Source organism: Wolbachia endosymbiont of Madathamugadia hiepei, from assembly GCF_013366855.1.
In the GTDB taxonomy this organism is placed as follows: Bacteria; Pseudomonadota; Alphaproteobacteria; order Rickettsiales; family Anaplasmataceae; genus Wolbachia.
In genome coordinates, this window is the sequence record NZ_WQMP01000025.1 from 1 (window position 1) to 10459 (window position 10459).

General features: G+C 35.7%; 14 protein-coding genes. 6 read left to right on the forward strand and 8 right to left on the reverse strand.

Annotated features, from left to right (window positions below; translation table 11 throughout):
• Positions 1 to 217: 217 nt before the first annotated feature.
• Together tyrS and rsfS are read right to left on the reverse strand one after the other, a co-directional pair.
• On the reverse strand, positions 218 to 1468 hold the full coding sequence (gene tyrS / locus GO685_RS01550; RefSeq protein ID WP_175937268.1) for a tyrosine--tRNA ligase: 1251 nt from the start codon (positions 1466 to 1468) through the stop codon (positions 218 to 220).
• 58 nt (positions 1469 to 1526) lie between these two features.
• Positions 1527 to 1853, reverse strand: coding sequence for a ribosome silencing factor (rsfS, locus tag GO685_RS01555; protein ID WP_175937280.1), 327 nt, complete (start codon positions 1851 to 1853; stop codon positions 1527 to 1529).
• A gap of 168 nt (positions 1854 to 2021) precedes the next feature.
• On the opposite strand from rsfS, the gene GO685_RS01560 reads away from it, so the two are divergent.
• Genes GO685_RS01560 through GO685_RS01570 form a run of 3 tightly spaced genes read left to right on the forward strand, consistent with a single transcriptional unit; the run spans position 2022 to position 3898 of the window.
• Positions 2022 to 2627, forward strand: coding sequence for a P-loop NTPase family protein (locus GO685_RS01560; protein WP_175937269.1), 606 nt, complete (start codon positions 2022 to 2024; stop codon positions 2625 to 2627).
• Positions 2620 to 3102, forward strand: coding sequence for an RNA pyrophosphohydrolase (locus tag GO685_RS01565; RefSeq protein WP_175937270.1), 483 nt, complete (start codon positions 2620 to 2622; stop codon positions 3100 to 3102). Before GO685_RS01560 ends, GO685_RS01565 begins: the two co-directional genes overlap by 8 nt.
• Before the next feature lie 19 nt (positions 3103 to 3121).
• Positions 3122 to 3898 carry a TatD family hydrolase gene (locus GO685_RS01570; RefSeq protein WP_175937271.1) on the forward strand — a complete coding sequence of 259 codons (777 nt, stop codon included), beginning with the start codon at positions 3122 to 3124 and terminating at the stop codon, positions 3896 to 3898.
• A gap of 26 nt (positions 3899 to 3924) precedes the next feature.
• On the opposite strand, the gene mdh is transcribed toward GO685_RS01570, so the two are convergent.
• From mdh to GO685_RS01600, 6 genes are read right to left on the reverse strand one after another with little or no spacing between them, the layout of a single operon-like run.
• On the reverse strand, positions 3925 to 4875 hold the full coding sequence (gene mdh, locus GO685_RS01575; protein WP_175937272.1) for a malate dehydrogenase: 951 nt from the start codon (positions 4873 to 4875) through the stop codon (positions 3925 to 3927).
• Positions 4876 to 4878: 3 nt separating this feature from the next.
• Positions 4879 to 5451, reverse strand: a complete 573-nt coding sequence (locus GO685_RS01580; RefSeq protein ID WP_175937273.1) for an NADH-quinone oxidoreductase subunit C — start codon at positions 5449 to 5451, stop codon at positions 4879 to 4881.
• Positions 5444 to 5959, reverse strand: a complete 516-nt coding sequence (locus GO685_RS01585; RefSeq protein WP_175937274.1) for a NuoB/complex I 20 kDa subunit family protein — start codon at positions 5957 to 5959, stop codon at positions 5444 to 5446. Before GO685_RS01585 ends, GO685_RS01580 begins: the two co-directional genes overlap by 8 nt.
• Positions 5960 to 5963: 4 nt before the next feature.
• Positions 5964 to 6317 (reverse strand): NADH-quinone oxidoreductase subunit A, encoded by a 354-nt coding sequence (locus tag GO685_RS01590; protein WP_175937275.1) that lies wholly within the window; start codon positions 6315 to 6317, stop codon positions 5964 to 5966.
• Positions 6318 to 6342: 25 nt separating this feature from the next.
• Positions 6343 to 6711: an HIT domain-containing protein gene (locus GO685_RS01595; RefSeq protein WP_175937276.1), complete on the reverse strand. Its 369-nt coding sequence runs from the start codon at positions 6709 to 6711 to the stop codon at positions 6343 to 6345.
• Positions 6712 to 6714: 3 nt separating this feature from the next.
• Positions 6715 to 7698 (reverse strand): hypothetical protein, encoded by a 984-nt coding sequence (locus GO685_RS01600; protein WP_175937277.1) that lies wholly within the window; start codon positions 7696 to 7698, stop codon positions 6715 to 6717.
• 183 nt (positions 7699 to 7881) lie between these two features.
• On the opposite strand from GO685_RS01600, the gene GO685_RS01605 reads away from it, so the two are divergent.
• From GO685_RS01605 to GO685_RS05715, 3 genes are read left to right on the forward strand one after another with little or no spacing between them, the layout of a single operon-like run.
• A complete protein-coding gene (locus tag GO685_RS01605) occupies positions 7882 to 9258 on the forward strand; it encodes a UDP-N-acetylmuramoyl-tripeptide--D-alanyl-D-alanine ligase (RefSeq protein WP_175937278.1) in 1377 nt (458 codons plus the stop codon).
• Positions 9259 to 9306: 48 nt separating this feature from the next.
• The gene (locus GO685_RS01610; RefSeq protein ID WP_175937279.1) at positions 9307 to 10257 is read left to right on the forward strand and encodes an NAD-dependent epimerase/dehydratase family protein; all 951 of its coding nucleotides are present in this window, start codon (positions 9307 to 9309) and stop codon (positions 10255 to 10257) included.
• Positions 10244 to 10369 (forward strand): hypothetical protein, encoded by a 126-nt coding sequence (locus GO685_RS05715; protein WP_281356210.1) that lies wholly within the window; start codon positions 10244 to 10246, stop codon positions 10367 to 10369. The genes GO685_RS01610 and GO685_RS05715 overlap by 14 nt, the downstream gene beginning before the upstream one ends.
• Positions 10370 to 10459: the final 90 nt, after the last annotated feature.

Consider the following 10459-nt stretch of genomic DNA (forward strand, 5'->3'; position numbering starts at 1 on the left):
ATTTGACAAGACTGCTGAGGTTTTTATGGGTTTTTTAAACTTCGTTGGTTCTTTCATATGGCTTCTCTAAAATTTTGTTCACAGAGACTAGTGCCAAATATCAATGGTAGCAAGACAAATTGAAAAAAGCGCTCTTTGCCTATCACTTGGCGTTTAAGCAAATTTATGATGTGTTTATTTGCTTTTTCAATAACAAAAATTAGTATTATTTCAAAGTTTAACCCACCACAACTTTTATATGGCGTTTCTTCCCTGCGGATAGCTTTATGAATGGCTGACCTTTAAAGCTCTCGAAATTTATTATATAGTTAACATCGTTTATAGTATTATCATTAACTTTACATCCATTGCCCTGTATTAAACGCTTTGCAGCACCTTTTGAAGGTTCAAGACCGGTGTTGTATAGCAGATCTACTAAGGGTATGCCATTTGCAACTTGTTCTTTTGTTATGACATAATCAGGAAGTAATGAACTATCTTCATTCTCAAAAGCTAAAACTGCAGCAGATCGTGCAATTTCTGCTTCTTTTTCACCATGACATATTTTTGTTACTTCTGTTGCCAAAACTTTTTTTGCTTCATTTATTTCTTGGTCCTTTAGAGACTCTAGTTTTTTAATCTCATCAATCGGCAAATCAGTAAAAAGCCTCAAAAAACGCCCAACATCTTGATCATCAACATTGCGAAAATATTGCCAGTAGTCATAGGGATTTAGCATATTACTATCGAGCCATACTGCTCCATTTTCAGTTTTGCCCATCTTTTTTCCTTGCGTGTTTAATAAAAGAGGAGCGGTTAGGCCAAACAACTCAGGTAGATTCAACCTTTTGCCAAGTTCAATTCCGTTTACTATATTTCCCCATTGGTCTGATCCTCCAATCTGCAGACGACAGCCATACTTTTTATTCAATTCAACGAAATCGTAAGCTTGCAACAGCATATAGTTAAACTCAAGAAAACTTAGGTTTTGCTCCCTATCTAGCCTAATTTTTACACTGTCGAAACTTAGCATACGGTTTACAGAAAAATGCACTCCTACGTCGCGTAAAAAATCTATATATTTTATACTATCTAGCCAATCTGCGTTATTTATTACGATTGTACCAGTCTTTCCATCGTTGAAAGATATCATTTTCTCAAGTGTTTTTTTTATGCCGGATATGTTTTGGTTGATATCTTCCATAGGCAAGACACTCCTTGCTTTGTCTTTGCCAGATGGATCGCCAATCTTGGTTGTACCACCTCCAAGTAAAACTATTGGCTTGTAACCAAATTTTTGTAGGTGACGGAGCATCATAATCTGAATTAGATGCCCAGCATGAAGGCTTGGTGCTGTGCAATCAAACCCGATATATGCAATTATATGATTATTTTGCGATAATAGTTGGTCTAACCCCTCAGCGTCTGTACACTGATATAGATACCCTCTTTCTTGGATAAAATTTAAAAATTCGGACTTATGTTTCATGGTTTGCTTTCATCAATTAAAGTGATTTTAATCTATGAGTCTTACAAATGAAAGAAAGTTAATTCCATAGTTCTTCTATTTTATAATACTCCCTTACTTCCGGTCTAAATATGTGAACCATTATGCCTTGAAAATTCACAATTACCCAATTGCCTTCATCCATACCTTCTACGTCTGCTTTGTCATGTGGCTTGAGACTTTTTATTACATGCTCAGCTAATGCTTTTACGTGGCGGCTCGAATCACCGGATGCAATAATCATATATTTTGCAATAACGGTTTTATTCTGCACATCAAAAGTGACTATATCATGACCTTTGTTTTGATCTATGATACTTACAATCATGTTTTTTATTAATTCTGTATCACCAGATACACCAGCCATCATTTTAAATTATATAATTTGTTTATAATGATATACTCAAAATTTCTAAACATGAACTATTTTTGATATTACTCAGACCAAATTGTTCATGCTTTTGATGCAACAGTATATACAATACATATCCTTTTACATATAACTTAAAGATGGTTTTCTAATAGTGTATTTATTATGAGCAAAACTCTTATTTACTTAATCGGCTTTCCAGGTAGTGGTAAGTTTACTATTGCACGAAAACTGAGTGAGATTATTGATGTAGTGATAGTAAGTAATAATCTATTCAACAATGTCATATTTAACGTGGTTAAATTACCAAATGCTGAAGTTTCCGATGACCTATGGGAAAAAATTTTTGCGGTTAGAGAAAATATGCTAGCGGTATTGGGAAAACATCATATAAAATCAAAGCATTACATATTTACAAATGAGTTGATAGATGGTGATTCTTACGACCAAAGAGTATACAGCTCAATGGTGAATTTAGGTGAAAAAATGGGTGTAGAAATTCTTCCTGTAGTACTGCATTGCAATAATGAAAAGCTAATAAAGCGTGTTGAATCAAAAGAGAGGTGTCAGGAAGGTAAAATTACTGATTCAGATTTTGCTATAAAAAGGACTAGAGAAAAAAGGCTGTTTGTACCTGAAGGTTCGCTTGAAATTGACAATTCGAACTTGAGTGCAAAGGAAGTTGCAGAAAGAATTGTTAAAAGGATGAATAATGGAGAAAAATTGGTTAAAACTTCTGTAAATAATTTAACAAAGCGTACTCGTGGTTGAACAGAAAGATAAGTATCGTCCTTGTGTTAGCATAATGCTATTTAATAAACAAGGGCACGTTTTTGTTGGAAAACGCTTTGATAGTGACTTTTACTGGCAAATGCCGCAAGGAGGGGTTGATAATGGTGAAGAGCTGGAGCAGGCAGCGTTACGTGAGTTGCTAGAGGAAGTGGGCACTGATAAAGCAGAGATTGTAGCTAAAAATAAGGATTGGATATACTACAACTTGCCTGAGGAATTTATACCAACTTGTTGGAATGGGAGATATTCTGGCCAAAAGCAGAGATGGTTCTTAATGAAGTTTCATGGAGAGGATAAGGACATTAACATTAACTATACTGATCATCCAGAGTTCAAAGAATGGCGTTGGCAAAGTATAGATGGTTTGGTAGCAAATACTATATCCTTTAAGAAGGAAGTTTATGAAACAGTGATAGAAGAGTTCTCTTCTCAAATAAAAGCCTCTATTATTTAGCGAAAATTATAATAAGTTCATGATAGTAGATTCTCATTGCCATTTGATTTATTTTTCTGATGATGAAATACCAAAAGTAATTTCGAGGGCAGAGCAAAATGGTATAAAAGTTTTACACAATGTATGCACAAGCATTGATGATGTTTCTAAATTGTTAAAAATTTCTTCATCCTATGGTCACGTTTACTCCTCTGTTGGTGTGCATCCACTTGATGCTACTGTAGAAAGCGGCGAATGTATACGTGTTGATGAATTAGTTGAACTTACCAAGAATCAAAAGGTAATTAGTATCGGCGAAACCGGATTAGATTTTTATAAATCCAATAATAGAAGCAATCAGAAAAAAAGTTTTGCATTGCACATAGAAGCAGCAAGGATAACTGGGTTACCTTTAGTCATTCACACTAGAAATGCTGATGATGAAATGATTGATGTGTTAAAGTCAGAAATGAAGAATGGCACTTTTAGCGGAGTAATGCACTGCTTTGCTTCTTCGAAAGAGCTTGCTTATCAAGCTATGGATTTGGGATTGTATATTTCATTTTCTGGAATTATTACTTTTAAAAATGCTAGCTTACTGAGAGGAATTGCGCAAGATGTGCCATGTGAGCGTGTTTTAGTTGAAACTGATGCACCGTATCTATCACCTGAACCTTACAGAGGGAAAAAAAACGAGCCGGCAATGGTAAAATATGTTGTGGGTTGCCTGGCGAAATTATGGGATGAATCACCCGATAAAGTAGCAGAGGTAACCACAAGCAACTTTTTTAGGCTGTTTGCGAAACTCAAGTTATAAAGAAATCCTATAAAATATTAATTTACTTATAAACCTAAGGACTTTACTAAATCTTTCACTGCTTTCACAGATTGGTTGAACATCTCTTGTTTACTACCTTCCATTTTAACTTCTAAGACCTTTTCAACTCCGTTTTTTCCAACAATTACAGGAACGCCGATGAATAGGTCTTTCACGCCATATTCACCACTGAGATAAGCAGCACATGGTAGTATACGCCTTTTATCTTTTAAATATGATTCTAGCATAAATATGGCTGAAGAGGCAGGAGCGTAGTATGCGGACCCAGACTTCAGTAAATCAACTATTTCTTTTCCACCATTACGAGTACGCTTGACTATTTCATCAACTTTTTCCTGTGTGATGAGACCCATATCAATGATTTGGGTAAGAGGAATGCCAGCAACTGAAGCGCAATTAATTAGTGGTACCATAGTATCGCCATGTCCTCCAAGCACGAAAGCAGATATATCTTCAATTGAGACATTTAACTCGCTTGCAAGAAAATAGCGAAAACGAGAAGAATCAAGCACCCCTGCCATTCCAACAATCATGTTAGTTGGAAGGCTTGAAGATTTATGCACCACTGAAACCATGGCATCCAAAGGATTGGTAACCACTATTACAAACGCGTTTGGAGAGTATTTTTTTATGTTTTCACCAACCTCCTTCATTACTTTGGCATTAGTTTGGAGGAGATCGTCCCTACTCATTCCTGGTTTTCTCGCAATACCAGCGGTTATTATAATTGCATCAGAGTTTTTTATATCTTCGTACCTATTTGTGCCGGTGATGCTAGTGTTAAGCCTATCAATAGGTGATGATTCTGCAATGTCAAGTGCTTTACCTTGCGGTATTCCATCACTGATATCAAGTAAAACAACGTCACCGAGCTCTCTGAGCGCAACCATATGGGCAAGAGTTCCACCGATATTTCCTGCACCAATCAAAGATATTTTTTTTCTTTGTACTGTCATTTTCTACTCCTTTATATTTACTTTTGTAGCTTTACCTTCCCAAGGGGATAAACTATCAAACATCCGAAAATCCTGCGGCAAATCTATAGGATTATACACAACTTTTTTTGCTTCTATATCATACCTCACTTCCTCATAGCCAGTGAGAGGAAAATCTTTCAACATTGGATATCCTTTGAATCCATAATCCGTTAGGATCCTACGCAAATCGGGGTGATCAGAGAATTCTATTCCATACATATCGAACACCTCGCGCTCAAACCATGAAGCTGTGCTGAATATATTCGCTACACTCGGAGGCATATCACTTTCGTATAACTGAAGCTTTATATGTACCCTGATGTTATGTACAATGCTGAGCAAGTTATAAACGAGCTCAAAACGTTTTTCTCTATCTGGATAATCAACTCCAAAAATATCAATTAATAGTTCAAACCTGCATTTCTCATCATCACGTAGAAAGAGTAAATGATTTTCAATATCATCTAAAGCTGAATACATTACAATAGTACCATTACCTTGCTGAATGCATTTACATTTAGTCTTTTTTTGTATATGCTTTGCAGTTTTATCCATGTTGTATATTCTGAGTTCGTTTTATTTTATTTTGTAAGCATAGCATTCCATATAACAACGCCTCAGCGGTTGGTGGGCATCCAGGAACATACACATCAACTGGTATAATTCTATCACAACCACGGACTACTGAGTAGGAGTAATGATAATAACCACCACCATTTGCGCAACTGCCCATGGATACAACATACTTCGGATCTGCCATTTGGTCGTAAACCTTACGCAACGCCGCTGCCATTTTGTTAGTTAGTGTGCCGGCAACAATCATAACGTCCGCTTGCCTTGGACTTGCACGAAACATTATACCATATCTATCAAGATCGTAACGACTGGATGCAGTGTGCATCATCTCCACTGCACAACACGCAAGACCAAATGTCATTGGCCACAATGAGCCAGATCTTGCCCAATTCATTATATAGTCTATTAAATCACCAAATTTCGTGACAAGAAACCCTTCTTTCTTATAACGACCCCAATCATCATTAGATAGAATTTGACCCGTCATAAACTTACTCCCATTCTAATGCACCTTTACACCATTCATAGATAAAGCCTATAGTGAGTATTGCAAGAAATATCATCATAGACCAAAATCCACAATAACTTATTTTAGATAAAGAAACAGCCCAAGGAAAAAGAAAGGCAATTTCTAAGTCAAATATTATAAATAATATTGAAACTAAGTAAAACTTAATGTCAAAATTTTTTCTTGCTTTTGATAAAGGATTGAAGCCACACTCATATGTTGAAAGTTTTTCGCTATCAGGATTGCTGACTGCAAGAAACATCGGCAATACGCCCAGGGTAAGAGATACTATGATTGATACGCAGATAAAAATTACTATAGTTAAATATTCACTCATTTAACAAAATATATAGAAAGCAACACTACAAACTTACATGCTTTCCTAATCTTTTACCACCTAAAATATGCATATGAAAGTGTGGTACAACTTGTTCTCCATTCTCACCGTAGTTAGTAACCAATCTATATCCTGTTTTTTCTAGGTTATACTTATGTGTTATTTCTCTTACAGTTTTAAAGAAACTTACTATCTCCTCTGCAGGGGTTTTTAGAATAAAGTCGTCATATGAAATATACTGGTTTTTTGGTATAACTAAAATATGAACTGGTGCGTCAGGATACTTATCATAAAACGCCAACACACCCTCATTTTCGTGCACCTTCTCACAAGGCAACTCACCCCTTAATATTTGAGCAAAGATATTATTGCTATCATAAACCCCATTGCTCATATTTTAGCGGCTTTTTCGCTCTCCTTTTTTATCCCCTATAGCAGATGTAAGTGGTGATTCTATCTTTTCACCAGGAGAGACATCCCTAAAATTAAAAGCACCTTCCAATCCTTTTGCTTGCTCTTTGACATCTTGTAATAACCGCATACTTTTTATAGGAGATATAGCTTCTTTAAAAGGAAACTGGCTAGGATTAGTCATGTTAAACTCTTCGTTTTTAACAGTTTCTGAAGACTTCATAGTACTTGATGACTTATTAGGTACTACAGTTTCTGAAGACTGCTCTAGTGGCTTTATAGCTTCTGCTAATTTGTCCTGACCATCATACTCTCGATACAATTTTTCCGCAATGCCATATAGCAATTTTCGGTCCGTGTGACGTTCCAACTCTCCACCAGTAATTTTTGCCAGCTCCTTAAGGTCATCATCAACTTTCTGTTTAATTTGTCCAATAATAAGCTCTTTTATCTTTTCTGGGCTCTTTCCTTTGTGTTCAGGATCGTTTTTAATATTGTTGGTAATTTCCTTAACATCAACTTCAATTACAACTTTGTTTCCTTCTTTAAAAATAGCTATGCTTGAATACTTGTTTTTCTTATTTAGCTCTTCTATTTTACCTAATTGTTCTGGCGTCAAATAAGGTATATCTCCCGTCAAAGTTTTTGACGCTAAAAATTTTATTTTCCCATCCTTATGGCTTATTATTTCTATGCCGAGATTCTTGCTAGCTTGTGTAGTTTCTATAGGTGGGTCATACTCTTTAGTTTGGGTTCCAATAACATAATTCCAACCATTTTTTATGTCGTGCCACATTTCACCAAAGGACTTGAACCAATTTTTTGACTGTATAGGATATATTATACCATAACCTAGAGCTTCTCCACCCCTACCCAAAAATCCTCCTACTCCTGAAACTGCGTTACCAATTTTAGCTAATATAGAAGTAAGCTTTTTGCTTGAAACATCTTCTTTATCACTTGGTCCCATATATACCCCCAAAGTACTTTAACACTAAATACTATAGTGTATTCCTATTATAAATGAAAACATTTAAACTTCTACATCCATTATAAGACGAATTTATAGGGGTTGCAACTATTATTTACAAATTTTCTTAAGCATGTAGTATTTTCGCTACTTTTATTGTTCAATTTGCTTTAAGGCTAAATTATGTTCAAGTGGAACGCAAATAATATCATCGATGCTACTGGCGGAAGAGAAGTGGGTAGTTGTAATTGGGTACATAGCTCGAATATTTCAACAGATACAAGAAGCATAAAAGAAGGTGATGTATTTATTGCTCTTAAAGGGAAGAACTTTGATGGGCATGATTTTTTACATGAAGCATTTTTAAAAGGGGCAGCAGCCGCAGTGGTAAGCGAAGGCAAATATAGAAATCTTCCTCTAATTGTTGTGCAAGATACTCTCAAAGCTTTGCATGATATAGCGTCATACTACGTTAGAAATGTTCTTGTTAATGCTAAAGTTATTGCAACCACAGGTAGTGTCGGGAAAACCACTACAAAGGACATGCTGCACACTGTTTTATCGCAATATGGAGTGTCTCATGTAAACGAAGGGAACTTGAATAATAATATAGGATTGCCTTTGACAGTTCTGAAAGCTCCGGAAAGTTGCCAGTACTTAATTCTTGAAATGGGGATGAACAAAGCTGGTGAAATAAAAGAGTTATCGAAGATTAGTAATCCTGATATTGCGGTTATCACCAACGTAGAACCTGCACATGTTGAGAATTTTTCGTCGTTACTTGATATCGCACAAGCAAAATTGGAAGTTCTGTATGGCATGAAAAATAACGGCACTTTGGTTTTGAACAGAGATAATAAATATTATGACTATCTCTCATCACATGCCAATAGAGATGTAATAAGTTTTGGTAAAGATAAAAGTGCTACTGTTCATTTATTAGACCTCATAAGAAACAATGGCGGGCTGAATTTAAAAATTAGACTGAATAATAATCCGATCATAGACTGTAGTTTATCTGCGCAAGGCGAACATTTTGCATACTCTGTGTTGGCTGTTGCAGCAGTCGTACAAAGTCTCGGACTTGATTTATCGAAATTACCACTTGCACTTGAGAATTTTAGCGTAACCAAAGGTAGAGGTAGTGTTCACAAAGCTAAATACAATGGGAAGAACGTATATTTGATTGATGATTCCTATAACGCCAATCCTGCTTCAATGGGAGCTGCAATAAGGACTTTAGGTACATATTCTAATCAGAGGAAAGTGGCACTGCTTGGCGATATGCTAGAACTTGGTAATGAAAGCGTAGCATTTCATGCGAAGTTGCTTGATTTTATCGTAGAATGTGGTGTGAGTAAAGTTTATACAGTCGGTAAATTTATGTTAGAATTGCACGGGCTTTTGCCAAGCAATATGAAAGGCACGCATTTTAATGATTCCAACCAATTGAAAAGTGACTTAGCTAATATTGTTCAGAATAATGATGTAATTCTAGTAAAAGGCTCACGTGGAATGAAAATGGATCTTATAGTACAGAGATTCATAATAGAATATTAAATAAAACTACTGTATTAATTTAGGGTTAAGTTATTAGAAGTTTTAATCGTGACAAAACGTATAGTTATTTTTGGTGGAACAGGGTTTATAGGAAAAGACATTGTAAGACGCCTGGCAGCAGCGGGGTATTTAATAAGAATATTTACTCGTGACCAGGAAAAAGCTGCTTGCCTGAAATTATGTGGAAATTTAGGTCAAATATCAGTACTTAAAGGCGATTTTTTTGATGAAAAATCAATTTTGGAAAGTATGGAGGAATGTGATGCAGTCATAAACTTAGTAAGAGTATTATATGAGGCAAAAAAGCATGATTTCTATGCCATTCATGTTGGCATAGCTGAAAGAATAGCAAGGGCTGCAAAGATAAAAAATGTACCCATGATGATACATTTTTCTGCTATGGGGATAGAAAATAGCAAGCTGTCAAAATATGCCCAAAGTAAATGGGAAGGCGAAAAAGCTGTAACTTCAGCATTTCCAGAAGCAATAATAATTAGGCCCAGCCTTGTATTTGGCAAAGAAGATAGTTTCTTTAATAAATTTGCGAAGTTAGCGACAATTCTCCCTTTTTTGCCGCTAATTGGCGGTGGAACAACTAAATTTCAGCCGATATGTGTAACCGACCTAGCTGAAGTGGTATATCGTATCATCAAACTTAACAAAAAAGATAAGAAAATCTACAATATAGGCGGACCAAAGACCTATTCTTTCAAAAGCTTATTAAAGTTTATTTTGAATGTTACTAACAGAAAGTGCTTGTTAGTCAACGTATCTTTCCCAATGGCCAAGTTAATAGCTTTTTTCCTAGAAAGTAGGATCATTTCTATGTTGCTAAAGCCTATAACCGGTGATACAAATCCCATGCTTACTCGAGATCAGGTGAAAGTTATGATGAGTAGCTCAATCGAAAAATCAACTGACCTTGAAACAATAAAAATCCGTCCATTATCAATTGAAAATGTAGTGCCAGAATACTTGAAGGTTTATGGAAAGTATTGAGGAGAAAGTGTGGCAGGTGTTGCAAAGGGATTTAAAATTGGCAAGACAGCTTTATATGAGTGAAGAAAAAGGCGTAAGGAAACAGGAGATTTTTGGTCAAATAAAGAGATGAAAAAACTACTTGACAACCTTCGCCGTTACCCTTATAATGATACTGAAGCTATTTATTTATCTTCGCAATCTGTGCAGGTTAATGACAAAA